Annotated in this window: 18 protein-coding genes; 13 read left to right on the forward strand and 5 right to left on the reverse strand. The window is 74.2% G+C overall.

The annotated features are described in order from the left end of the window. Window positions 1-7: 7 nt before the first annotated feature. The 4 genes from ACQEVU_RS40225 to ACQEVU_RS40240 all read left to right on the forward strand — a co-directional run bounded on the left by ACQEVU_RS40225 (window position 8) and on the right by ACQEVU_RS40240 (window position 5,268). Entirely contained in the window at window positions 8-931 is a 924-nt protein-coding gene (locus ACQEVU_RS40225; protein WP_433333207.1) for a carbohydrate kinase family protein, read from the forward strand. Continuing rightward, complete coding sequence (locus ACQEVU_RS40230) at window positions 928-1,656, forward strand: hypothetical protein (RefSeq protein WP_433333209.1); 729 nt, start codon at window positions 928-930, stop codon at window positions 1,654-1,656. Before ACQEVU_RS40225 ends, ACQEVU_RS40230 begins: the two co-directional genes overlap by 4 nt. Window positions 1,657-1,721: 65 nt before the next feature. Further along, complete coding sequence (locus ACQEVU_RS40235; RefSeq protein WP_433333211.1) at window positions 1,722-2,105, forward strand: hypothetical protein; 384 nt, start codon at window positions 1,722-1,724, stop codon at window positions 2,103-2,105. 16 nt (window positions 2,106-2,121) lie between these two features. Next, the gene (locus ACQEVU_RS40240; protein WP_433333213.1) at window positions 2,122-5,268 is read left to right on the forward strand and encodes a BTAD domain-containing putative transcriptional regulator; all 3,147 of its coding nucleotides are present in this window, start codon (window positions 2,122-2,124) and stop codon (window positions 5,266-5,268) included. On the opposite strand, the gene ACQEVU_RS40245 is transcribed toward ACQEVU_RS40240, so the two are convergent. Continuing rightward, window positions 5,218-5,604: a glyoxalase gene (locus ACQEVU_RS40245; protein WP_433333215.1), complete on the reverse strand. Its 387-nt coding sequence runs from the start codon at window positions 5,602-5,604 to the stop codon at window positions 5,218-5,220. The genes ACQEVU_RS40240 and ACQEVU_RS40245 overlap by 51 nt on opposite strands. Before the next feature lie 146 nt (window positions 5,605-5,750). Between ACQEVU_RS40245 and ACQEVU_RS40250 the strand changes: the two genes are divergently transcribed. Further along, the gene (locus ACQEVU_RS40250; protein WP_433333217.1) at window positions 5,751-8,510 is read left to right on the forward strand and encodes an aconitate hydratase; all 2,760 of its coding nucleotides are present in this window, start codon (window positions 5,751-5,753) and stop codon (window positions 8,508-8,510) included. 55 nt (window positions 8,511-8,565) lie between these two features. Here the strand turns inward: ACQEVU_RS40250 and ACQEVU_RS40255 are convergent, their stop codons facing one another. Further along, window positions 8,566-11,445 carry an Hsp70 family protein gene (locus ACQEVU_RS40255; protein WP_433333219.1) on the reverse strand — a complete coding sequence of 960 codons (2,880 nt, stop codon included), beginning with the start codon at window positions 11,443-11,445 and terminating at the stop codon, window positions 8,566-8,568. Window positions 11,446-11,548: 103 nt separating this feature from the next. Between ACQEVU_RS40255 and ACQEVU_RS40260 the strand changes: the two genes are divergently transcribed. Together ACQEVU_RS40260 and ACQEVU_RS40265 are read left to right on the forward strand one after the other, a co-directional pair. Continuing rightward, a complete protein-coding gene (locus ACQEVU_RS40260; protein ID WP_433333221.1) occupies window positions 11,549-12,508 on the forward strand; it encodes a quinone oxidoreductase family protein in 960 nt (319 codons plus the stop codon). A 97-nt stretch (window positions 12,509-12,605) separates the two neighbouring features. Further along, window positions 12,606-14,180 (forward strand): MFS transporter, encoded by a 1,575-nt coding sequence (locus ACQEVU_RS40265; RefSeq protein WP_433333223.1) that lies wholly within the window; start codon window positions 12,606-12,608, stop codon window positions 14,178-14,180. 164 nt (window positions 14,181-14,344) lie between these two features. Here the strand turns inward: ACQEVU_RS40265 and ACQEVU_RS40270 are convergent, their stop codons facing one another. Continuing rightward, a complete protein-coding gene (locus tag ACQEVU_RS40270) occupies window positions 14,345-15,253 on the reverse strand; it encodes a serine protein kinase RIO (RefSeq protein ID WP_433333225.1) in 909 nt (302 codons plus the stop codon). A 137-nt stretch (window positions 15,254-15,390) separates the two neighbouring features. Continuing rightward, window positions 15,391-16,041 carry an HAD family hydrolase gene (locus ACQEVU_RS40275; protein ID WP_433333227.1) on the reverse strand — a complete coding sequence of 217 codons (651 nt, stop codon included), beginning with the start codon at window positions 16,039-16,041 and terminating at the stop codon, window positions 15,391-15,393. 154 nt (window positions 16,042-16,195) lie between these two features. On the opposite strand from ACQEVU_RS40275, the gene ACQEVU_RS40280 reads away from it, so the two are divergent. The 6 genes from ACQEVU_RS40280 (at window position 16,196) to ACQEVU_RS40305 (ending at window position 20,629) form a co-directional block, all read left to right on the forward strand. Next, window positions 16,196-16,789: a TetR/AcrR family transcriptional regulator gene (locus tag ACQEVU_RS40280; RefSeq protein ID WP_433333229.1), complete on the forward strand. Its 594-nt coding sequence runs from the start codon at window positions 16,196-16,198 to the stop codon at window positions 16,787-16,789. Between the two features lie 72 nt (window positions 16,790-16,861). Next, window positions 16,862-17,818 carry a TIGR04222 domain-containing membrane protein gene (locus tag ACQEVU_RS40285; RefSeq protein WP_433333231.1) on the forward strand — a complete coding sequence of 319 codons (957 nt, stop codon included), beginning with the start codon at window positions 16,862-16,864 and terminating at the stop codon, window positions 17,816-17,818. Next, a complete protein-coding gene (locus tag ACQEVU_RS40290) occupies window positions 17,815-18,639 on the forward strand; it encodes a DUF692 domain-containing protein (RefSeq protein WP_433333233.1) in 825 nt (274 codons plus the stop codon). Before ACQEVU_RS40285 ends, ACQEVU_RS40290 begins: the two co-directional genes overlap by 4 nt. After that, window positions 18,636-19,019, forward strand: a complete 384-nt coding sequence (locus ACQEVU_RS40295; RefSeq protein WP_433333235.1) for a hypothetical protein — start codon at window positions 18,636-18,638, stop codon at window positions 19,017-19,019. The genes ACQEVU_RS40290 and ACQEVU_RS40295 overlap by 4 nt, the downstream gene beginning before the upstream one ends. A gap of 581 nt (window positions 19,020-19,600) precedes the next feature. Beyond that, window positions 19,601-19,738 carry a hypothetical protein gene (locus ACQEVU_RS40300; RefSeq protein ID WP_433333237.1) on the forward strand — a complete coding sequence of 46 codons (138 nt, stop codon included), beginning with the start codon at window positions 19,601-19,603 and terminating at the stop codon, window positions 19,736-19,738. A gap of 120 nt (window positions 19,739-19,858) precedes the next feature. Continuing rightward, window positions 19,859-20,629, forward strand: a complete 771-nt coding sequence (locus ACQEVU_RS40305) for a caspase family protein (RefSeq protein WP_433333239.1) — start codon at window positions 19,859-19,861, stop codon at window positions 20,627-20,629. Between the two features lie 1,481 nt (window positions 20,630-22,110). Here ACQEVU_RS40305 and ACQEVU_RS40310 read toward each other — a convergent pair. Next, entirely contained in the window at window positions 22,111-24,081 is a 1,971-nt protein-coding gene (locus tag ACQEVU_RS40310; RefSeq protein WP_433333241.1) for an ABC transporter ATP-binding protein, read from the reverse strand. Between the last annotated feature and the right edge of the window lie 77 nt (window positions 24,082-24,158).

A 24,158-nucleotide genomic window follows, 5' to 3' on the forward strand; every position in this document is an offset into this window, starting at 1 on the left:
TGGCCGGGTGACGGGTTACGGCGTGGTCATCGGCGAGGCACTGATCGATCTGCTCGAGTCGACGGCGGGCGGTGAGCTCGTCTACCGCCCCGCCGTGGGCGGCGCCCCGTTCAACGTCGCCGTCGGCATCGCCCGGCTGGGCGCCGACGTGCACTTCCTCGGCTCGTTCGGCGACGACCCGTTCGGCGCCCGCCTGCTGGACTACCTGGACAAGACCGGCGTCGGTACCGCGGGCAGCGTCACCGTCCCCGGCGTGGCCACGACCCTGGCCGTCACCACGTTCCAGGGCCACGAGCCGACGTTCCGCTTCTACGGCTCGCCCCCGTCGTACGGGCTGCTCGACGCCCCCGACGTCGACGAGGACCTCGTCGCCGGCGCCCGGCTGCTGTACTGCGGCTCGATGTGCCTGCTCGCCCCGCCCGTGCTCGCGGCCGCCCGCCGCGCCTGGGCGGTGCCCGGCCCGGTCCGCGTCTTCGACCCCAACGTCCGCCCGGTCGTCGGCCTGAACCCGGACGTGGTCGAGGAGTTCGCCGCCACCGCCGACCTGGTGAAGCTCAGCTCGGCCGACGCGCTCGCCCTGTGGGACGAGACCCCGGAGGCCGCCGCCCGGCGGCTGCTGTCGGCCGGCGCGGACGCGGTGGTCGTCACCCTCGGCGCCCAGGGTGCCCTGGTGGCGCAGGGCGCGTCGACGGTACTCGTGCCGGCCCCCCGCATCGCCCCGGTCGACGCCACGGGCGCCGGCGACGCCACCATGGCCGGCCTCAGCTGGGGCATCCTGGCCCACGGCCGCCCCGCCGACCTGGGCGCCTGGGCCACGCTCACCCGCGTGGCGGTGCACGTGGCCGGCCTGGTCTGCGAGTCGCCGGGCGGCGCCGTGTCGATGCCGACCGTCGCGGACCTGCGCGCCCGGTTCGTAGACTTGGCCGTGTGACGCCCGCCCGGTTCGACCGCTACGTGCTGGCGAGCAAGGCGACGGCCGCCGGGGTCGCCCTGCTCCTGGTCGCGCTGCGCGTGCTGGACGAGTTCGGCGTCACACCCTCCACGCCGGTGGTGCTCGCGGTGGCCGCCCGCCTGGCCCCGATCTTCGTCCTGAGCGCCGCGTTCCTCGTCTTCGGCGTCGTCTTCCGCCCGATCCACCGCCCCCCGCCGGCCGCGCTGCGCATCCGCGGCGGCGCGTTCGTCGCCCCCGGCTCCCCGGTCCTGATGGGCCGCATGGCGATGGGCTGGGCGCTGCTCGGCACCGTCTTCCTCGACAGCGACCCGTCGCTGTCCCCGACGACCCGCGCGGGCGTCAACGCCGGCGCCGCGCTGGTCATCGCCGGCGCCGCCTGGCCCCTGCTGCGCGGCCCCCGCCTGGCCATGACCCCGGCCGGCCTCACCATCCGCGCCGGCGGGCGCCGGGTCCTGCGCTGGGACGACCTGGTCCGCGTGCCGGCCGAGCCGCTGCCGCTGACCGTCCGCGGCCCGAAGCTGGCCCTGAGCATCCGCCGGCCCGGCCGCGCCGACCCCGGCTGGCTGCTCGTCCCCCTGGACCTGCTGGCCGTCGAGCCGGTGTTCCTCGGCACGGTGGTCGAGCACTACGTCGAGAACCCGGAGCGCCGCCCGGCGATCGGCACCCCCGAGGAGTACACCCGGCTGACCGGCGTCGCGGCGTAGCCGGCAAGCCGTCGTCCAGGGGCGGGGCAAGCCGTTTGCAAGCGGGCCGGGAGATGCTCGGTGTCGTGACCGCTTTGCTGTTGGTGCGCCGGGTGCCTCCGGGCCGGCTCGACCTCACCCGTGCGACGGCGCAGCAGTGGAACGACGGCCTCGCCCGCGACGCCACGCTGCAGTGGTGGGAGCTGGTGGACCCGGCCGCCGACGACGCCCACCCCGCCGCCGCGCTCGCCGCCGTTCGCAACGACGACGCCGTCGTCCGACTGGCCGGACTTGCCACGCCACCCGGTCGGCGCGACCGCGCCGTTCAGGTGCTGATGGCCCTGGTGGATGCCCTCCGGGCCACCTCGGCCCGTACCCTCGAGGCGGCGCCGTCCGCCGACCTGCTCACGATCCTCCGGGACGCGGGCTTCCGGCCGGGACCGGACGGGCGGGAGGTCGTAGAGCTGTGAAGGTTGGTACGCCGGGTTGGAGCTGCGCATCCTCGGCCCGCTCGAGGCGAGCACCGGCGACGGCGGCCACGTCGACCTGGGCACCCCGAAGCAGCGCGCCGTCCTGGCGATGCTCGCCGCCCAGCCCGGCCGCGTGGTGGCCGTCCAGCGGCTGATCGACGAGCTCTGGTCGGACGAGCCGCCGGAGCGCGCCCTGGCCTCGCTGCAGGCCTACGTCTCCCGGCTGCGCCGCGCCCTCGAGCCCGGCCGGTCCTCGCGCGACCGCTCCACGCTGCTGGTCAGCCGCGCCCCCGGCTATTGCCTCGCGCTGTCACCGGACGACGTCGACGCGAGCCGCTTCGCCGCCGTCGTGGAGCGCTTCCGCCCCGGCGACGACCCGGCGGTGCTGACCGCCGCGCTGTCGCTGTGGCGCGGCGACCCGCTGCCGGAGCTGGGCGACTCGCCCCTCGCGCAGGCGGAGCGCGCGCGGCTGCAGGAGCTGCGGTTCACGGCGATCGAGCACCGCTCGGAGGCGCTGCTGGCGATGGGCCGGTCGGCCGAGGTGGTCTACGCCAGCGAGGCCGCCCTGTCCGAGTCCCCCTACCGGGAGCGCTTCTGGGCCCAGCTCATGCTCGCGCTGTACCGCAGCGGCCGCCAGGCGGACGCGCTCGCCGCCTACGCCCGGGCCCGCGCCGCGCTCGTCGAGGACCTGGGCATCGAGCCCGGCCCGGCGCTGCAGCGCCTGGAGGCCGACATCCTGCGCCACTCCCCCGGCCTGGCCCCCGGCCTGGCCCCCGGCGTGTCCCCCGGCCTCGACAGCTCCGAGCCGCCGCGGATCGCGGTACCGGAGCCGGCCGGCGAGCCCCAGGACGAGCGCACCCGGCTCATCGGGCGCGACGCCGAGCTCGCGGCCGTGGACCGGGTGCTCGCCGACGGCGGCGGCCGGCTGCTGCTCGTTTACGGCGGCGCCGGCATCGGCAAGTCGGCCCTGCTGCGCGAGATCGCCGGGCGGGCCGCCGCGCGCGGGTTCGCGGTCGGGGCGGGCGGCGGCGTCGACGGCGGGCAGCCGCCGGTGTTCCTGCCGTGGGCGCAGGCGCTGCGGGGCATCGCCGGCAGCGCGCAGGAGCGGGACGTGGTGGCGGCGTTCCAGCCGTACGGGAACCTGCCGGCCGTGCTCGACCCGGCCCTCGCCGAGGTGCTGCCGCTGCCCGCGCCCGAGCGGCTCGCCGACGCCGAGCTCGCGCGGTCGCGGCTGTACCAGGGCATCGTCGACGGGCTGCGGCGGCTGTCGGCCGGCACGCCCGTGCTGCTCGTGCTCGACGACGCCCACCTGCTCGACAACCCCTCGACCACGCTGCTGACGCTGTGCAACCGCGCCCTGCCCGGGACGCGGATCACGCTCGTGGTCGCGTACCGGCCCGGGGACCTGCCGGCCGAGGCGCCGGTCGCCGACGCGATGACCGCGCTGGCGGGGTCGGCTCATGCGGTACACCTGCGGCTTGAAGGACTGTCGACCGAGGACGTCGCGGCGCTGGGCGCCCGGGTGACCCAGCGGACCCTGCCCGAGGAGACGGTCCGGGTCCTGGTCGACCGGACCGGCGGGAACCCGTTCTTCGTCGGGGAGCTGCTGCAGGTCCTCGCGGCCGAGCACGCCCTCGACGCCGAGGCCGCGCGGCGGTCCATCCCGGCCCGCGTCCAGGAGGTGCTGCGCCGGCGGCTCGGGCGGCTGCCGGAGCAGCTGCGGGCCGTGCTCGCCGTCGCCGCCGTGCTCGGGCGCGAGTTCGACGTCCCGGTGCTGCACGAGATGACGCAGATCGACGAGCTCGACCTGTACGACACGCTCGACCTCGCCGTCGTCGCCGGCGTGCTCACCGCGGCCGAGGAGCCGGCGCGGCTGCGGTTCACGCACGACCTGCTGCGCCAGGCCGCGTACCTCGAGCAGGGGCCGCTGCGCCGGGCCCGGCTGCACGCGCGGGCGGCCCGGGCGGTGCGCGACGGCGGCGGGTCGGCCACCGCGGTCGCGGCCCACCTGCGGCTCGCGCTGCCGGTGGTCGCGGCCCTGGAGGTGGCGCCGGTGCTGGCCGCGGCCGGCGGCGAGGCCTACGACCGCACGGCGCACGCCGAGGCGGCGGCGCTGCTGCGGGAGGCGGTCGCGGTCCTGCTGACGGCGCCCGCGTCCGGCGAGCGCGACCTGCTCGAGCTCGACCTGCGGGTCCGGCTCGCGTTCATGCACCAGGCCACCGACGGGTACCTCGCCGAGCCCGTCGCCGAGCAGTTCGCGCTCATGGAGCCGGTGCTGCGCCGCGCCGAACCGGCGCCGCGGATCGTGCCGGCGCTGTGGGGGTACGCGTCGTTCCACACCGTCGCCGGCAACCCGGACCGGGTCGCGGAGATGGCCCCGCCGGACGGCGCCGGCGAGCCCTGGGCGCGCATCGTGGCCGACGTGCACGCCGGCTACTGGGCGCTCAGCCGGGGCGACCTGCCCGGCGCGCGGCGGCTGCTCGACCGGGCGCTGGCCGCCCTGCCCGACACCGACCTGCCGGTGTTCCCCGTCATCGGCTGGGACCCGATCGCCGGCATCCTGGGCCCGGCCGCCGCGGCGGCGAGCCTGGCCGGGGACACGGCGGCGGCCGAGGCGCACCTGGCCGCGGTCGACGGGCGGCGGGGCGAGCTGTTCCAGGAGATGTACATCGGGTACTACCGCGCCGCCGTCGCCGCCGACCGGCACGACGCCCCGGCGGTCGAGGCGGCCGCCCGCCGGACCCTGGACCTCGCCGAGCGGGGCGGGCATCCGGAGTACCGCGCCATGGCCCAGATCCTCCTCGGCTGGGCGGCCGACGACCGCGAGACGCTCACGGCCGGCGAGGCCGCGCTCGGCTCCGTCCTGTGGCGCTACCCGCGGCTGCTGCCCCTGCACCCGGACCTGCTGCTGCGGCGGGGCCGGCCCGAGCAGGCGGCGGCGCTGGCCCGGGAGCGCCTCGTCACGCCCCTCGACGGGCTGAACCGGTTCGCCGAGCCGGACCTGCGCCGGGTGCTCGGCACTGCCACCGGCGACCGGGCCGAGCTCGAGCGCGCGCTGCGGCTGGCCACCGAGCTCGGCTACGTCCCGGCCGCCCGTCGCGCCGCCGCGGCGCTAGACAGCGTTTCGGAACGAGACAGCGTTTCGGAACGAGACGGGGGCTAGGAACTCCAGGCGGTTACCGTGCGGGTCGAAGGCGTGGAACCGGCGGTACCCCGGCAGCTCGTCGCTCCACACCGGCTCGTAACCGGCGGCGGCCAGGCGGGCGGCGAGCCCGTCGAGGTCGGGCCACAGCAGGCCGGGGTGCGCCTTGCGGGCCGGCGCGAACGGCTCCTGCACGCCGAGGTGCAGCTCGATGCCGTGCCCGCGGAACCAGCAGCCGCCCCGCGCGGCCAGCACGGGCGGCTTCGGGATCTTCGGCAGGCCCAGCACGCCGCCGTAGAACGCGCGGCACACCGCCTCCGAACCGGCCGGGCAGGCGATCTGGACGTGATGAATCATGTTTCACAGCTTGGAACACGCCTTGCCTATTTAACAAGACGGACGTACGGTTTTCTTGAGAGTTCCGCACCCGGCGCGTTGCGGGGCCATGCGCTGGGGAAGACTGGGCCCTGAACCAATTTGTTGACGGAAGAGGAGCACACGCCGTGGCGAGCCTCGACTCCTTCGGAGCCAAAAGCCAGCTGAGCGTCGGTGACGCCGGCTACGAGATTTACCGGATCGGCCAGGTCGAGGGCGCCGGGCGGCTGCCGTACAGCCTGAAGATCCTCCTCGAGAACCTGCTGCGCACCGAGGACGGCGCGAACATCACCGCCGAGCACATCCGCGCGCTCGGCGGGTGGGACGCCGCGGCGGAGCCCAGCGTCGAGATCCAGTTCACGCCGGCCCGCGTGCTGATGCAGGACTTCACCGGCGTGCCGTGCGTGGTCGACCTCGCCACCATGCGCGAGGCCGTCGTCGAGCTCGGGGGCGACCCGAAGCGGGTGAACCCGCTCGCCCCGGCCGAGCTCGTCATCGACCACTCCGTCATCGCCGACCTCTTCGGCCGCCCGGACGCCTTCGAGCGCAACGTCGAGCTGGAGTACGGGCGCAACCGGGAGCGCTACCAGTTCCTGCGCTGGGGCCAGACCGCGTTCAACGAGTTCAAGGTCGTCCCGCCGGGCACCGGCATCGTGCACCAGGTCAACATCGAGTACCTGGCCCGCGTGATCATGCCGCGCAACGGGCAGGCGTACCCGGACACGGTCGTCGGCACCGACTCGCACACCACGATGGTCAACGGCCTGGGCGTGCTCGGCTGGGGCGTCGGCGGCATCGAGGCCGAGGCGGCCATGCTCGGCCAGCCGGTGTCGATGCTCATCCCGCGGGTGGTCGGCTTCAAGCTCTCGGGTGAGCTGCCGGAGGGCACCACCGCCACCGACCTGGTGCTCGTCATCACCGAGATGCTGCGCAAGCACGGCGTGGTCGGCAAGTTCGTCGAGTTCTACGGCCCGGGCGTGAGCGCCGTGCCGCTGGCCAACCGGGCCACGATCGGCAACATGAGCCCGGAGTACGGCTCGACCTGCGCGATCTTCCCGATCGACGACGAGACCATCAAGTACCTGCGGCTCACCGGCCGCGACGAGGCCCAGGTGGCCCTGGTCGAGGCCTACGCCAAGGAGCAGGGCCTCTGGCACGACCCGGCCGCCGAGCCGGACTACTCCGAGCGCCTCGAGCTGGACCTGAGCACCATCGAGCCGTCCCTGGCCGGGCCGAAGCGCCCGCAGGACCGGGTGCCGCTGAGCAGCGCCAAGCCGCTGTTCCGTTCGGCGCTCAAGGACTACGTCGGCGACGGCGTCGAGGGCCCGGCCGACGAGGCCAGCGCCGAGTCGTTCCCGGCCAGCGACTCCCCGGCCAACTCGATCACCGCCAACGGCGACCGCCCGCACGAGCTGGTCTCGGCCGCGGCCGGCGCCAACGGCCGGCCGTCGAAGCCGGTCAAGGTCGAGGACTACGAGCTCGACCACGGCGCCGTCGTCATCGCCGCGATCACGTCCTGCACCAACACGTCCAACCCGCAGGTCATGATCGGCGCGGCCCTGCTGGCCCGCAACGCCGTGGAGAAGGGCCTGGCCCGCAAGCCGTGGGTGAAGACCACCCTGGCCCCGGGCTCGAAGGTGGTCACCGACTACTACGAGCGGGCCGGCCTGACCCCGTACCTCGACAAGCTCGGCTTCAACCTCGTCGGCTACGGCTGCACCACCTGCATCGGCAACTCGGGCCCGCTGCCCGAGCCGATCAGCGCCGCCGTCAACGAGCACGACCTCACCGTCGTGTCGGTGCTGTCCGGCAACCGCAACTTCGAGGGCCGGATCAACCCGGACGTGAAGATGAACTACCTGGCCTCGCCGCCGCTGGTGGTCGCCTACGCGCTGGCCGGCACGATGGACATCGACCTCACCCAGGACGCGCTGGGCACCGGATCGGACGGGCAGCCGGTGTACCTGCGCGACATCTGGCCCAGCCCGAAGGAGATCGAGGACACCATCGCCGCCGCGCTCGGCGCCGACCTGTTCTCGAGCCGCTACGCCGACGTGTTCGCCGGCGACGAGCAGTGGCGCTCGCTGCCGACGCCGACCGGCGACACGTTCGACTGGGCCGGCGACTCCACCTACGTGCGCAAGCCCCCGTACTTCGAGGGCATGGCCACCGAGCCCGCGCCGGTCAGCGACATCGCCGGCGCCCGGGTCCTGGCCAAGCTCGGCGACTCGGTCACCACCGACCACATCTCGCCGGCCGGCTCGATCAAGGCGGACTCACCCGCCGGGAAGTACCTCGCCGAGCACGGCGTGGAGCGCAGGGACTTCAACTCCTACGGCTCGCGCCGCGGCAACCACGAGGTGATGATCCGCGGCACGTTCGCCAACATCCGGCTGCGCAACCAGCTCGCGCCGGGCACCGAGGGCGGCGTGACGGTCAACCACCTCACCGGCGAGCAGACCACCATCTACGACGCCTCGGTCGCCTACGCCGAGGCCGGGGTGCCGCTGGTGATCCTGGCCGGCAAGGAGTACGGCTCCGGCTCGTCCCGCGACTGGGCGGCCAAGGGCACCGCGCTGCTGGGCGTGCGGGCCGTCATCGCCGAGTCGTACGAGCGCATCCACCGCTCCAACCTCATCGGCATGGGCGTGCTGCCGCTGCAGTTCCCGCAGGGCGAGTCGGCCGACTCGCTGGGCCTGTCCGGCACGGAGACGTTCACCGTCACCGGCGTCGAGCAGCTCAACGAGAGCAGCACCCCGCGCACGGTCAAGGTGAGCACCGACACCGGCGTCGAGTTCGACGCGGTGCTGCGCATCGACACGCCCGGCGAGGCGGACTACTACCGCCACGGCGGCATCCTGCAGTACGTGCTGCGCAAGATGATCTGATCCGCACGACCGCGCGCGAGCGGCGGGCGTCCACTGTGGACGCCCGCCGCTCCTGCTACTTCGCCGCGGGGATCCCGAAGCGGTACACCTTGCGGTTGTCCTGGTCGATCAGCACCACGGTGTCCGAGCTCATCGACACGTCGGTGACGATGTTCTCCTTGTCGTAGTCGGCGGACCCGACCACCTTCCCGTCGGCGGTGCTCACCACCGCGACCTGCCACACGGAGCTGAACCCGCTCACCCGGACCGTCACCATCGCCACCCGCCCGGCCGCGCCCGCGTAGGCGTTCTTCGACGACAGGGCGCCGCCCAGCGTGACCTTGTCGTTGCCGTTGGCCGGGTCGCTGACCTTCGGGTCCTGCAGCGACGTGAAGGCGCCGCCGCCCAGCACGAGCCGGCCGTCGAGCACATACCAGTTGGGCTCGTCCTTCATCGGCTTCTGCCACCTGGTCTGGCCCGTGTCGGTGGCGACCGCGAACAGCGTGTAGGTGGACTGCCTGGCCTTGACGCACACCAGCTTGTCGCCGCAGGGGCGGATGTCCTCGACGTCCACGCCGGCCGGCGTCTTGAAGTCCCAGGCGAGGGAGAAGTCCGACAACTTGTAGGCCACGACCTCGTTGTCGGCGTCCTTCTTCTTGAAGATCGCCAGCCCCGCGTAGGCCAGCCAGGGCAGGTCCCCGGCCGAGGCGACGCTGCCGTTGGCCTTGAGCGAGCCGTTGGACAGGTCGATGACGCCGGCCTTGCCCTCCGACTGCATCTGCACGACCACGCCCGGGTCGACGTCGAGCGACTCCTGGAACGGGATCGGCTCCTGGAAGGTGATCCGGTAGCTCGGCACCAGCGCGCCGCTGGGCTTCTCCCCCGGCCACACCAGCGACGGGTGCACGAGCCGGTCGCCGTCGGTGATGAACCCGCCCTTGCCCTTGTGCGACCAGCGCGCCTTGCCGGTGAGCAGGTCGGTGCGCTGCACCGCGGTGTCGCCGTCGCGGACCTCGGTGATCGCGTCGGTGCCCAGGTAGAACAGGTCGAGCTTGTCGGCCCACTGGTCGGTCCACTTGATCTGGCCGTTGCCGATGCCGATGACGCTGCGCGAGTTCTTGCCGCCGCGCTGCGTGTCGCGCTCGCCGTCCACGATGAGCAGGTCGCCGACGACCCGCAGGGCGAGACCCTCGGGCTCCATCGGCACGTTGGCCGTCCAGCGCTGGCTGCCGGTCGTGGCATAGGCCACGACGTCGACCTTGCCGGAGCTGACCACGCCGGTGAAGACGGTGCCGGCGCCGGCCACCGCGGTGAGCTTGCCGCCGGTGGCCAGGCTGATCGGCTCGCCGACGGTGAGCCCGGAGGCCTCACCGGTGCCGCCGTCGCCGCTGCCGCCAGGCAGCCCGCTGCGCACCGCGTCGTACTGGTCGCCGATCCAGCTGAACATCCGGCTGCCGCCGTAGATGCAGCCGCCGATGATCGCCAGCACGATGACGAGGGCGATCCACGGCCCGGTCCGCCGCCGCGGCCGCGCCACGGGCATCGGCGCACCGTAGGACGGCGGCGCCATGGGCGGCGCAGTCATGGGCGGCGTAGTCATGGGCGGCGCGGTCATGGGCGGGGCCGCGGGCGGCTGCATCGGGCGGCCCATCGGCATCTGCGGCGCGAACGACGGCTGGCCGACCGGCGGGGTGGACACCGGAGCGGCCGCCGGGAACGACTGCGAGGCGAACCCGCCCGGCGACGTCGGCGCGCCCGGCGACGACACGGGGAACCCGGCGGACACCGGGTAGGACGGCGACTGGCCCGGCGACACCGGGGTCCCGGCAACGGGCCGCGGGCGCTGCGCCGGCGGCGCGTCGAACTGCTGCTGCGCCGGGGTGCCGACGGCGAGCATGCCGCCGTAGGCGACGGGCAGCTCCGGCTGCTCGGGCACCACCGGGGCGATGCCGAAGCGGGCGTGCAGGCGGCTGGCCACGAGGGGGATGCGGCTGGAGCCGCCGACGAGGAAGATGCCGGCGAGCTGGCGCACGTCGACCCCGGCCCGCTCGAGCACCCGGCGGGTCTCGTCCACGGCCCGGTCGATGAGCGGCCCGGCGACCCGCTCGAGCTCCTCGCGCGTGAGGTGCAGCGCCTCCTCGGCGCCGGGCACGTGCACCGGCGCGGACGCGGCCCGCGACAGCATCTCCTTGGCCGCGCGCACCTCGGTCCACAGCTCGCGGCGGTCGCGGTGCGCGCCGACGCTGTCCGGGTTGGACAGCCGCTGCCACAGCTGCGGGTGGCGCAGGTTGATGAGCTGGCCGAGGTGCCCGACGAGGGCCGCGTCGATGTCGACGCCGCCGAGGTCGTCCAGGCCGCCGAGGCCGAGCACGCGCAGCCCGTCGAACTCCCGGCGCACCACCGAGACGTCCAGGGTGCCGCCGCCGAAGTCGAACACGGCGAGGGACTGCAGCGGGGCGACCTGCTGGCCGAGGACGCGCAGGCAGTAGGTGGCGGCGGCGATCGGCTCGTCGACGAGCACGACCGGGCCGAGGTTGGCGGCGCGGGCGGCCTCCAGCAGCACCCCGCGGCGCTGCCCGCCCCAGTCGGCCGGGCAGGTGAGCACGGTCGAGCCGACCGGGTTGACGCCGGCCTGCAGCGACTCCTCCGCGGCGCGGCGCAGCAGGGAGGCGAGCATCTCCACGACGGTGACCTCGACCGAGCCCAGCAGGACCGAGCCCGCGTCGACGCTGCGCTTCGGATAGGGCTCGAACCGCTCCGGGGCCAGCCCGGAGGGCCGCTCGGCATCGCGGCCGACCGTGATCCGGCCCTGCTCGTCGGCGTAGATGCCGGACGGCATGACCGGCGAGCCGTCGAACAGCAGGGCCCGGGGCGCCTCGTCGCCGCGGTGCACGACCGCGACGGTGTGACAGGTGCCCAGGTCGATCGCGAGACGATGGGTCGGGGTCGGCCCCACGCGCTCACCTCCAAAGACTGCCCGGATGCTACGGCAGCGGTACGACATTTCCGATCGGCGGTTTGGGGTAGACAAGAACCTGACATTTCAAGGAGGCAGCTCGATGCGCGCGGTGGTGTTCGAGGAGTTCGGCGATCGATCGGTGTTGCGGGTACAGGACCGCCCCGACCTCTCCCCCGGTCCCGGCGAGGCCCTGGTGCTGGTCGGCGCCAGCGGGGTGAACTACATGGACGTGTACCAGCGCACCGGCACCTACCAGGTGCCGCTGCCGGCGACCCTGGGCAGCGAGGGCGCGGGCACCGTCCTGCAGCTGGGCGACGGCGTGCGCGGCCTGGCGCCCGGCGACCGGGTCGCCTGGACGGCCGTCCCGGGCAGCCACGCCGAGCAGGCGCTGGTCCCGGCGGAGCGGCTCGTGCCCGTGCCGGACGGCATCACCACCGAGCAGGCCGCCGCGGTACTGCTGCAGGGCCTCACGGCGCACTACCTGACCCACGACTCGTTCGCGGTCCGCCCCGGCTCGACGGTGCTCGTCCACGCCGCCGCCGGGGGCATGGGCCAGCTCCTCACCCGGATCGCGACGCACCTCGGCGGGCGGGTGATCGCGACCGCGTCGACCCCCGAGAAGCGGGACCTGGCCGAGGCGGCGGGTGCGGTACGCGCCGTGCCCTACGACGCCGCCGCGGACACCGTCGACGAGCTGACCGGGGGCGCCGGGGCCGACGCGGTCTACGACGGCGTCGGCGCCGACACGTTCGACACGAGCCTGCGGGTGCTGCGCCCGCGCGGCACGCTCGTGCTGTTCGGCGCCGCCAGTGGAAAGGTGCCCCCATTCGACCCGCTGCGCCTGATGGCTGGTTCGTATTTCCTCACCCGCCCGACGCTCGGCCATTTCATCGCCACCCGCCGCGAATTGCTGGAACGGGCGGAAACCCTCTTCGGATGGGTCGCCGAGAGTGTGGTGGACGCCACAATCACGGGTCGTTATCCGCTGGACGAGGTCGTCTCGGCATACGAGACGTTGGAGAGCCGCCGGAGCACCGGAAAGCTGCTCATTATTCCGTGATCACGATCTCAAGAAAGGAACCTGGCCGAATCCGCGAGACGTAGCGGGGCTACACCTTCAATGGACCTGACGGGTCCGTCTCACGGAGGGAGCCACCATGAGTCACGTCTCCACCGGGGGCAGGCACGAGGCGGGGGCCCGCGGCGCCCACGAGGCCGGCGCGCCCAGCGCCGTCTCCACGCCCCTGCACGCCTACCCCCGGCGCTGGTTCGCGCTGGCCATCATCGCGGCCGCCCAGCTCATGGTCGTGCTGGACGCGACCGTGGTCAACGTGGCGCTGCCGCACGCCAAGGCCGACCTCGGCATCAGCGACGCCAACCAGCAGTGGGTGGTCACCGCCTACACGCTGACGTTCGGCGGCCTGCTGCTACTCGGCGGCCGCATCGCCGACTACTGGGGCCGCAAGCGCACGTTCGTCGTCGGCATCATCGGCTTCGCCCTCGCCTCGGCGCTGGGCGGCGGCGCCTGGGACGACACCTCGCTGTTCCTGGCCCGCGGCCTGCAGGGCGTCTTCGGCGCGCTGCTCGCCCCGGCCTCCCTGGCGCTGCTCAGCGTGCTGTTCGTCGACCCGAAGGAGCGCGCCCGGGCCTTCGGCGTCTACGGCGCCATCGCCGGCGGCGGCGCGGCCCTCGGCCTGGTGCTGGGCGGCGTGCTCACCGAGTACGCGAACTGGCGCTGGTGCCTGCTGGTCAACATTCCGGTGGCCGTGATCGCCATCGCCCTGGCGCTGCCGGTCGTGCCGGAGAGCCGGGCGCACGGCAACACGAAGTACGACATCCCCGGGGCGATCCTGGCCACCCTGGGCCTCAGCCTGCTCGTCTACGGCTTCACCAAGGCCGGCGAGACCGACGCGCAGATGCAGCTCAAGTACGGCTGGACCTCCCCCGTCACGCTCGGCTTCGTCGGCGTGGCGCTGGTCCTGCTCGCGCTGTTCGTCGTCGTCGAGGCGCGCATCCGCAACCCGCTGCTGCCGATGCGCATCCTGCTGCAGCGCACCCGCGGCGGCGCCTACCTGGCCTCGACCCTGATCGGCGCCGGCTTCATCGGCGCGATCTTCTTCGTGAGCCTGTACTTCCAGCTGGTCCTCGGCTACTCCCCGATCAAGTCCGGCGTGCACTCCCTGCCGGTCAGCGTCGGCGTGGTGACCGCGGCCGGCATCGCCAGCGCCCTGCTCCCCCGCCTGGGCCCGAAGCCGATCATGGCCTTCGGCGGCGTGGTCGCGGCGATCGGCATGATCCTGATGACCCGCATCGGCGTCGACACCTCCTACGCCACCACCGTCCTGCCCGCCCTGCTCATCCTCGGCTTCGGCCTGGGCTGCACGTTCGTGCCGCTGGGCAACATCGCCCTGGTCGGCGTGGACGAGCACGACGCGGGCGCGGCGAGCGCGGTGGTGAACGCGAGCCAGCAGGTCGGCGGCTCCCTCGGCACCGCCCTGCTGAACACGGTGGCCATCACGGCGGCGACGGCGTACGGCCGCGACCACCTGCCCCGCACCCCCGACCCGAAGGCCATGGACCTGCTGCGCGCCGAGTCGATGGTCCACGGCTACGTGACGGCGTTCTGGTGGGGTTCGGCGCTGCTGGCGGTGGCCGCGGTGGTCGTGTTCGTGTTCGTCCGCGCGTCGAAGCGGGACGTACCGGCCGACGGCGCCGCCGTCCACATGGGCTGACCGTCCACATGGGCTGACGGTCCACATGGGCTGACCGTCCACATGGGCTGACGGTCTCCATGATCTGACGTTCCACCCCTGGTTGCGGCCGCCGGCACACCCTCCCCGGCGGCAGCGCCGCGGCCCGCCCGGCCACGAAACCGGGCGGGCCGCGGCACCTTCGATCAGCGCACCCCGGCGTCGTGCAGCAGCTCGACGATGAGGGGTTCCGGGTCGACGGCCAGGCCCTTGCCGGTGAACCACCGGGCCACGTTCGTGACGTCGCGGGCCAGGAAGTCCGCGCCGCCCGGGTTGATCACCACGTCGACGACCTGCGGCAGGTCGATGAGGACCAGCCGATCGCCGTGGACCAGCAGGTTGTACGGCGACAGGTCCCCGTGCGCCAGGCCCGAGCGGGCCAGGATGCGCAGCGCGTCGACGAGCTGCCACCACAGGTGCTCGAGCCCGGCCCGGTCCGGGCGGGTCTGGGCCAGGCGCGGCGCCGCGGTGCCGTCCGGGTCGCCGATGAACTCGAGCATCAGTTCGGTGCCGAGCAGCTGCACCGGGTACGGCACGGCCACCCCGAGCGCCCACAGCTGCCCGAGCGCGCCGAACTCCGCCGCCGCCCACTGGCCGGCGATCGCCTCCCGCCCGAAGGCGGTGCGGCTCTCCATCGCCCGGGTGACGCGGGACGCCCGGACGCGGCGCCCCTCGAGATAGCCGGCGTCGCGGTGGAACAGCCGGTGCTCGGCCGCCCGGTACCGCTTGGCCGCGAGCAGCGCCCGCCGCCCGGTGTCCGGGACCGAGCGCTCCACGAGGTGGACGTCGGCCTCCTTGCCGGTCTTGAGCACGCCGCGGTCGAGGTCGCGGGCGGCGGCCTCGGTGATCACCCAGTCGGGCCGCGGCTCGGGCCCGTGCAGCACGCCGGGCGCATCCCAGCTGCTCCAGTCCGCCTCGGCCGAGTCGTCGTCGGCCACGTCCCACGGCGTGTCGAAGTCGTGGGAGAGGCGCTTCAGAAAGGTCGGGTCGTCGTCGTCGAAGCGACGGCGTGATGTTCCGAGTTTTCCGGATGGTACGAAGTTGTGGTCGCGCAACGCGAGGTCTCCTGAGTCAGAAAGGGAAGGAACGTGAGCATGCGGAAGCGCGCCGTGACGGCAGCCATGCGAACCAGCCCCCTTTCGACTCGAAGTTCCCGCCACCATGCAGTACCGGCGGGAAAGACGCAACCCAATTACCAGCGCGAGGCCATGACCTCGGCGATCGCGGCGATCACGCCGTCGGCGGTCCTCGTCGGCGCGTAGCGCCGCTCGCTCCAGCGGCGGCCCCGGTGCAGCCAGACGCTGCGCACCCCGGCCGCGTCCGCGCCGCCGATGTCGGCCTCCGGGCTGTCGCCGATGAGCCACGCGCCGCCCAGCCGCATCCGCGCGCGCTCCGCGGCGATGGCGAAGATGCGCGGGTTGGGCTTGCGGACCCCGGCCTCCTCCGAGATGACCCAGTCGGCGAGGTACCGGTCCAGCCCGGTCTTGCGAAGCTTCTCCTCCTGCAGCCGCGACTCGCCGTTGGTCACGACCACCGGCACCCAGCCGGAGTCCTCGGCGATGGCGAGGGCGCACGCGGTCAGCGGATCCAGCCGCATCCGCTCCATGATCGCCCGGCGGATCTCCTCCACCAGGTCCAGCGAGCTGGACCGCAGCCCGTAGCGCTCGCGCAGCCCGTCGGCGACGTCCCAGGCCGAGCCCATGCCGTCGGCGTCGACCGACAGCAGCCACTCGAGGTCGTACTCGGGCGCGCCGATGCGCTCGAGAAACTCGCTCGCCCACGCGCGGAACGCCCCGGCCCTGTCCAGCAGGGTGTCGTCCAGGCTGAGCAACAACAGGGGCACGCGGGCAGGATAGGTGACCAGATTGATATCGAACAGATCCTCATGTTCGATGAGGACTCGGCAAACCCCCGCAAACCGGGGCCAAAGACCGGCAAGAAACCTGCCTGAAACGCCCCCGTATGCAAACCGTATGTACGGCTTGCATAATCGAGGTGTGCCCAGGGTGAGCCAGGACCAGCTCGACGCGCGCCGGAAGGAGATCCTCACCGGCGCCCGGACCTGTTTCGCCCGCCACGGCTACGAGGGCGCCACGGTCCGCCGCCTCGAGGAGGAGATCGGCCTGTCCCGGGGCGCGATCTTCCACCACTTCCGCGACAAGGACTCGCTCTTCCTGGCCGTCGCCGAGGACGACGCCGCGACCATGGTAGCGACCGTCGCCCAGCACGGCCTCGTGCAGGTCATGCGCGACCTGCTCAGCGCCGCCTCCGACGCCGGGCCCGGCCGCGGCGAGCCCGTCGTCACCGGCTGGCTCGGCAGCCAGCTCGAGGTCTCCCGGCGGCTGCGCACCGACCCCGAGTTCGCCACCCGCTGGGCGGCCCGCTCCGAGGCGGTCGCCGAGGCCACCCGCGAGCGCCTCCAGCGCCAGCTCGAGGCGGGCGTGCTGCGCGCCGACGTGCCGATCGGCATCCTGGCGCAGTTCCTCGAGCTGGCGTACGACGGCCTGGTCCTGCACCTGGCCGAGGGGCGGCCCCAGAAGGATCTCGCGGCCGTGCTGGACCTCGTCGAGGCGGCCGTACGCCGGAAATAACGGCCGGCAAGGTTTTCTCAAGTGTCCGACCGGTGACACGCCGCGCTGGACCCCCGCACCCACACTGAGCGCATGACGACATCGATCGTGGCGGGACCGGGCGACACCTGGGGCATCCCGGGCCCGCAGTTCCTGTGGCTGTACGCCGGCCTCGCCGCCGTAGCGATCGTCGGTGTGCTCATCTGGCGCCGCGCCTACACGGCCGGCCCGTCCCTGCGCACCGCTCGCGACCTCACCGCCACCCAGGCCGCGCTGATCAACGGGGATCGCCGCCTCGCCGTCTACAGCTCCCTCGCCGCGCTGCGCGCCGCCGGCTCCGTCGAGTCCGACAAGGGCGGCAAGCTGCGCCAGGCCGCGCCGCCGCCGACGGGCGCCTCCGAGCTTGACCGGGCCGTCCACGCGGTCACCCGCAACGGCATCAGCACCACCGGCGTGCTGACCCACCACAGCGTGCGGGAGGTGCTCGACCGCACGGAGGCCGAACTGGCCCGCGACGGCTGGATCCTCGACGCCGGCGCCCGCCGCGGGATGCGGATGGGCGCGCTGGTGGTCTTCGCGGTCGTCGCCATCGGCGTCGCCCGCCTGGTCGCCGGCGTCTCCGCCGGCAAGCCGGTCGCCTACCTGATCCTGCTGCTCGTCCCGGTCACCGTCATCGCGTTCTCGCTGCTGTCCACGCGGCGGGTGTCGCGCGCCGGCGTCCGCGTCCTGAGCAAGATGCGGCGCGAGGCGCGCCACCTGGCCCCGAGCCAGAAGCCGTCCTGGTCCACCTACGGCCCGCAGGGCGCGGCGCTGAGCGTCGGGCTGTTCGGCGTCGGCGCGCTGTGGAGCGCCGACCCGGCGTTCGCGCAGCAGGCCGCGCTGAGCCGCAACCTGGCCACCACCGGCGGCAGCTCCTACGACAGCAGCAGCGGATCGTCGTCGAGCGGCTGCTCGTCCTCCTCCAGCAGCTGCTCGAGCAGCTCGAGCTGCTCCAGCAGTTCCTCGTGCGGCGGCGGCTCCAGCTGCGGCGGAGGCGGGTGCGGCGGATGACCGCCCCGGCGTACGGCGTCGGCATCGGCTGGCGCCCCGAGATCGCCGGCTACGTGGCCGGCCTGCCCGGCCTGCGCTTCACCGAGGTCGTCGCCGAGTCGCTGCACACCCACGCGCCCCTGCCCGACGGGCTCGCCGAGCTCGTCGGGCGCGGGGTCTGCGTGGTGCCGCACGGCGTCAAGCTCTCCCTCGGCGGCGCCGAGCCGGTCGACGACGCCCGCGCCGCCCACCTGGCCCGGTGCGCCGAGCTGCTCGGCGCCCCGCTGGTCAGCGAGCACATCGCGTTCGTGCGGGCGGGCGGGATGGAGGCCGGGCACCTGCTGCCGGTCCCCCGCACCGGCGAGGCCGTCGACGCGATCGTGGCCAACGTCCGGCGTACGCAGGCCGCGCTGGGCGGCGTCCCCCTGGCGCTCGAGCCGATCGCCGCGCTGTTCGACTGGCCCGGCGCGCAGCTCACCGAGGCGCAGTTCCTCACGGAGATCCTCGACCGCACCGGGTGCGGGCTGCTGCTCGACATCGCCAACGTGTACGCCAACGCCCGCAACCGCGGCGAGTCCCCCACGGCCCTGCTCGACGAGCTGCCCCTCGAACGCATCGCGTACGTGCACGTCGCCGGCGGCAACGAGGCCGGCGGCTTCTACCACGACACGCACACCGACCCGACCCCGCCGGAGGTCCTGGCCCTGGTCAAGGAGCTCTGCGCCCGCACCACCCCGCCCGCCCTGATGCTCGAGCGCGACGGCGACTACCCGCCGGCCGCCGCCCTGACCACGGAGCTGGACGCGATCGCCGCCGCGGCGGGCTGGCCGGCGATCACGTGAGCGACCTGGCCGCCCAGCAGGAGGCCCTGGTCGCCGCGCTCGTCGCCGGCGCGGACGTTCCCGAGGGTTTCAACTCCGCCGCGGTACTCGCGACAATCTCCGCCCTGCGCCGCAAACGCGCGGGCGAGGTGGCCCACCGCTGGCCGTTCCTGGCCGCCTCCTACGGCGACGCCTGGGTCCCGACGTTCTCCGCGTGGGCCGCCGGCCGCCCGCCGAACGGCTCCCTGCGCGACGGCTGGGACTTCGCCCGCTGCGCCGGCGACACGCTCCCGCCCCTGGCCCGGGAGGAGCTGGCCGACCGCGAGCGCGACTTCACGTACGACGGCCGCTCCGCACCCGCCCCGAAGCGCCGCGGCCTGCTGTCCCGCTTCCGCCGCTAGCGCGGTGACCGCCGACGTTGACCGGGTTGCGGGCCGCGGTCAGCGCTGACCCCGTCGTGTCGCGGACCCGGCGAAGGTTCGTGGACACGGCACTGGCAGCCCGGCCCGCGCGGTGTGCCCGCACGGCAGCGTCGCGCGCCCTGCACGGACGCCGCCCGGTTCCTCGTGCCGGGCCGCCGCCCGGCCCCGCAGCGCCGCCGCGCGCGCTCGGCGACGGCCTCCGCGGCGCGTGGCCGGCCGCGCGCTCGCCGTCGCCCGGTCGCCCGCGCCGCGCCGCCGCTGCGTCGGATGGCTGACCGGCGGGGGTCCGGCCGCGGGGCGGCGTTCCCGCTCTCCCCTGCCGGGGCGCCCGTGACCGGCGCCGATGCCCCCATCGGCGGCGGCACGACGCGCGCTATCCGACCGGCCCCGAACGACAGCATCCGAACGATCTTGCACTCGTCGTATCAGGAACTTCCGCTCCGCCCTCTTCTGAAGCAACGGCGCCGCAGCGCCCACGCGGGGACGGAGACTTCGATGCCAGCAGATTCCACTGTTCTTCCACGCCCATGCCGCGCCCGGCGCGGGAGACCGTGAGCGACATGGAACCCGACGACGAGACCCTCCTCGCCGAGTTGCGCCGCGTGGCGAAGCTCGTCGACCCCGTACCCCCGTGCAAGCGCTGCGCCCCCGGCCCGGCCACCCCGTCGCCGGCCCCGCCGGCCCAGCCCGCCCCCTGACCGGTCCGATTTGTGCGTTTGAGCGGTGAGCGCCGATCGCCGGCGCCCACCGCCCGAACCGCTCCCACCGTCGGTGACGCCATGGATGCGTAAGGTCCATTTCGATCCCACGGGGGAACGATGAAACTCGCACTGTGCATCGGGATCAACGACTATCCCGGCACCGAGAACGACCTCGCCGGCTGCCGCAACGACGCCGACGACTGGGCCGCCGCCCTGATGGCCCGCGGCTTCGACACCACCCGCCTGCTGGACGACGCCGCGACGGGCGCCGCCATCCGGGCCGGCATCCAGGACCTGCTGACCCGCGCCACCGCGGGCGACACGGTCGTCATCACGTACTCCGGCCACGGCACCTGGGTCCCCGACACCGACGGCGACGAGCCCGACCACCGCGACGAGGCCCTGTGCCCGCACGACATCGCCGAGAACGGCCCCCTGCTCGACGACGAGCTGCACGAGCTGTTCGCCCAGGCCGCCCCCGGCGTCCGCACGATCCTGATCTCGGACTCCTGCCACTCGGGCACCCTGACCCGCCTGAACCACCCCGCCCGGACCCGCTTCCTGCCGCCCTCGACGTTCCTGACCCCGCCCCAGCGCCTGCGCGCCGCCTTGACCGCGTCCCCGCGTTCCCCGCGCACCCCACGCTCGACGGCCCTGCTCCTGTCCGGCTGCCGCGACACGGAGTACTCCTTCGACGCCGAGTTCGACGGCCGCCCCAACGGCGCCTTCACGTACGTGGCCCTGACGTCGCTCGCGTCGCTCCCGCCGGAGTCCACGTACCGCGACTGGCTCCACGCCATTCGCACCCACCTCCCGAGCCAGGACTACCCGCAGACCCCGTCCCTGCAGGCCACAACCCCCCAGCGCTCCTGGCCCGTCTTGTGCTGAGTTTCTAGCTCGCTACGCTCGCGCCGGTGGAGCTCCGCTCCACCCGGACCCCCTCAAAACCTGCAGCGGCGCGCCCGGAGGGCAGGAGTGCCGTGCCACGGCCGACGTGACCGGTAGCGCGGGGCGGTCTGGTCTGCCGCGGCGGCTCTCGCGGCACGGCACAGCGCCGGGCGCGACGCAGTTGCCCGAGACGCGGCCGCGGCACAGTCCACGGCCGACGGCTACCGGCAGCGCGGGGCGGCCCAGTGTGCCGCGGCGGCTCTCGCGGCACGGCACAGCGCCGGGCGCGACGCAGTTGCCCGAAACGCGGCCGCGGCACAGTCCACGGCCGACGGCTACCGGCAGCGCGAGGGGCATCGCGGGGCGGTCCGGCGGCGACGGGGAGCACGCCGTCGGAGCGTCGCCCGCGCCGCGGGCGGCGTCCCGTCGTCGGGATCGGCCAGATCGCTCATGCGACATGGGTGCCGCGCTCGACGATGTGGTCGGCGTCGACCGCCGAGGTCGGGTCGGCGCCGCGGATGGTCGAGCGGCAGAAAAGCGGTGATCGGCGCGCCCGCCGGCCAGCGACTTGGACGGCGAACAGCTGGCTCGTGAGCACAGCGCACGGGACACCGCGCGGCCCGCGCCGCAACGGGAACGCGGCCCGATTCCGGCCGGCGGCGCCGGCCGTCTCCCGCCCAAGGCCAGGTCACCTCGTCCGGGACGGCGATCGGCCCGGCCTTGAGCGGAGCGCGCCGGGAGCGCGGCCACGTAAGCGGCGCGCGGCACCGCGGACATGACGCCCCACACAGCCGCCTCCCACCCAAGGCCAGGCCACCGCGTCCGGCACGGCGACCGGCCGCGCCTTGAGCGGAGCGCGGAGGAGCACGGCCGCGTGAGCCGCGCGGGCGGACAAGCGCCGCCCGTGAGCCGCGCGGGCGAAGGACCGTGGACCCGTGAGCCGCGCGGGCGGACAAGCGCCGCCCGCGAGCCACGCGGGCGAAGGACCGTGGACCCGTGAGCCGCGCGGGCGGACAAGCGCCGCCCGCGAGCCACGCGGGCGAAGGACCGCGGACCCGTGAGCCGCGCGGGCGGACAAGCGCCGCCCGCGAGCCACGCGGGCGAAGGACCGCGGACCCGTGAGCCGCGCGGGCCGGACAAGCGCCGCCCGCGAGCCACGCGGGCGAAGGACCGCGGACCCGTGAGCCGCGCGGGCGGACAAGCGCCGCCCGCGAGCCGCGCGGGCGAAGGACCGCGGACCCGTGAGCCGCGCGGGCGGACAAGCGCCGCCCGCGAGCCACGCGGGCGAAGGACCGCGGACCCGTGAGCCGCGCGGGCCGGACAGGCGCCGCCCGCGAGCCACGCGGGCGGAGAAGCGCGGACCCGTGAGCCGCGCGAGCGGAGAAGCGCGGCAGCGTGAAGCGCGCGCGGGCGGAGGAGCGCGGCAGCGTGAAGCGCGCGCGGGCGGAGGAGCGCCGCAGGGTGAGCCGCGTGGGCGGGGGCTAGGGCGTCGGGACCGGGGGGATCGTCGAGTGGGGCAGCGGTGAGTCGGGCAGGGGTGAGTCGGGCAGTGGGGAGCCGGGCAGGGGTGAGTCGACCACGGCGAACTGGGTCCGGTACAGCTCCGCGTACAGGCCGGCCGCGGCGACCAGGGTCTCGTGGGTGCCGCGCTCGACGATGCGGCCGGCGTCGACGACCAGGATCTGGTCGGCGTCGCGGATGGTCGACAGGCGGTGGGCGATGACCAGGGCCGTCCGGCCGGACAGGGCCTCGGACAGCGCGCGCTGCACGGCGGCCTCGGACTCCGAGTCCAGGTGGGCGGTGGCCTCGTCCAGGATGACGATCGACGGAGCCTTGAGCAGCAGGCGGGCGATGGCGATGCGCTGCTTCTCGCCGCCCGAGAAGCGGTAGCCGCGCTCGCCGACGACGGTGTCGAGGCCGTCGGGCAGCGACTCGACCAGCTCGCCGACCTGGGCGCGGCGCAGGGCCGTCCAGAGCTCCTCGTCGGTGGCGCCGGGCCTGGCGTACCGCAGGTTTTCGGCAATGGTCTCGTGGAACAGGTGGGAGTCCTGCGTGACGACGCCGATGGTGTCGCGCAGCGACTGCAGGGTCGCGTCGCGCACGTCGACGCCGTCGACGAGGACGGCGCCCGACGTCGCGTCGTAGACGCGCGGGAGCAGCATCGCGGTCGTGGACTTGCCGGCGCCGGACGGGCCGACGAGGGCGACCATCTGGCCGGGCTCGACCGTGAACGTGACGCCGCGCAGGACCTCCTCGGTGACCGTGCGGTCCAGGCCGGCGACGTCCTCGAGCGAGGCCAGGGAGACCTCGGCGGCGCTCGGGTAGCGGAAGTGCACGTCGCGGAACTCGACCCGCGCGGCGCCGGGCGGCAGCTCGCGGGCGTCGGGGCGCTCGGCGATCGACGGGGCGAGGTCGAGCACCTCGAAGACGCGCTCGAAGCTGACGAGGGCGCTCATCACGTCGACGCGGACGTTGGACAGGGCGGTCAGCGGCCCGTACAGCCGGGTGAGCAGCAGCGCCAGCGTCACCACCGTGCCGGCCGTGATTTGGCCGTGCACGGCGAGCCAGCCGCCCAGCCCGTAGGTCAGGGCCTGCGCCAGCGACGCCACGAGCAGCATGCTCACGAAGAAGACGCGGCTGAACATCGCGGTCTGGATGCCGATGTCGCGCACCCGGCCGGCGCGCTCGGCGAAGCGGGCGGCCTCGTCGTCGGGCCGGCCGAACAGCTTGACGAGCAGCGCGCCGGCGACGCCGAAGCGCTCGGTCATGGTGGCGTTCATCTTCGCGTCGAGCTGGTAGGCCTCCCGCGTGATCGCCGCCAGCCGCCGCCCGACCCGGCGGGCCGGCAGGATGAACAGCGGCAGCATGACCAGCGACAGCAGCGTGATCTGCCAGGACAGGGTGAGCATGACGGCGGCCGTGAGCACCAGCTGGATGACGTTGCTCACGACGCCCGACAGCGTCGACGTGAACGCCCGCTGGGCGCCCTGCACGTCGTTGTTGAGCCGGCTGACCAGCGCGCCGGTCTGCGTGCGGGTGAAGAACTGCAGCGGCATGCGCTGCACGTGGTCGTACACCAGCCGGCGCAGCGCCAGGATGATCCCCTCGCCGATGCGGGCGGAATACCACCGCTGAACGAGCGACAGCAGCGCGTCGACGACGGCGAGGCCGCCGATGAGCAGCGCGATGCGCACGACGGCCGTCCCGGCGTCCGGCCCGCCGGCATTGATCTTGTTGACGACGTCGCCGGCGAGGTAGGGGGTGGCGACGCCGATGGCCGCGCCGAGCACGACGGTGACGAGGAAGACGGCGATGTCGCGCCGGTAGGGCCGGGCGAAGCGCATGATCCGCCGGGTGGTGTCCCGCCCGAGCCGTTTGCCGGCGAGCTCGTCGGCCTTGCGCAGGGCGCGCAGCGTCTCCCAGCCCGCCATGCCGCTCATCGGCGAAGACATGCCACCACCCCGCAACAAGAGGAACCTGCCGAGCCTGATTGTGCCCGGCAGGTACGACAACTTTTTGCGGGCTCCGG

The sequence above is a fragment of the Dactylosporangium sp. CA-139066 genome (assembly GCF_050936175.1).
Classification (GTDB): domain Bacteria; phylum Actinomycetota; class Actinomycetes; order Mycobacteriales; family Micromonosporaceae; genus Dactylosporangium.

Bases quoted from the DNA above. Each gene is read 5' to 3' on its own strand.
- ACQEVU_RS40245 (WP_433333215.1), bottom strand. From the start codon at position 5,604: ATGATTCATCACGTCCAGATCGCCTGCCCGGCCGGTTCGGAGGCGGTG.
- ACQEVU_RS40260 (WP_433333221.1), top strand. From the start codon at position 11,549: ATGCGCGCGGTGGTGTTCGAGGAGTTCGGCGATCGATCGGTGTTGCGG.
- ACQEVU_RS40265 (WP_433333223.1), top strand. From the start codon at position 12,606: ATGAGTCACGTCTCCACCGGGGGCAGGCACGAGGCGGGGGCCCGCGGC.
- ACQEVU_RS40285 (WP_433333231.1), top strand. From the start codon at position 16,862: ATGACGACATCGATCGTGGCGGGACCGGGCGACACCTGGGGCATCCCG.
- ACQEVU_RS40290 (WP_433333233.1), top strand. From the start codon at position 17,815: ATGACCGCCCCGGCGTACGGCGTCGGCATCGGCTGGCGCCCCGAGATC.
- ACQEVU_RS40300 (WP_433333237.1), top strand. From the start codon at position 19,601: ATGGAACCCGACGACGAGACCCTCCTCGCCGAGTTGCGCCGCGTGGCG.
- ACQEVU_RS40305 (WP_433333239.1), top strand. From the start codon at position 19,859: ATGAAACTCGCACTGTGCATCGGGATCAACGACTATCCCGGCACCGAG.
- ACQEVU_RS40310 (WP_433333241.1), bottom strand. From the start codon at position 24,081: ATGTCTTCGCCGATGAGCGGCATGGCGGGCTGGGAGACGCTGCGCGCC.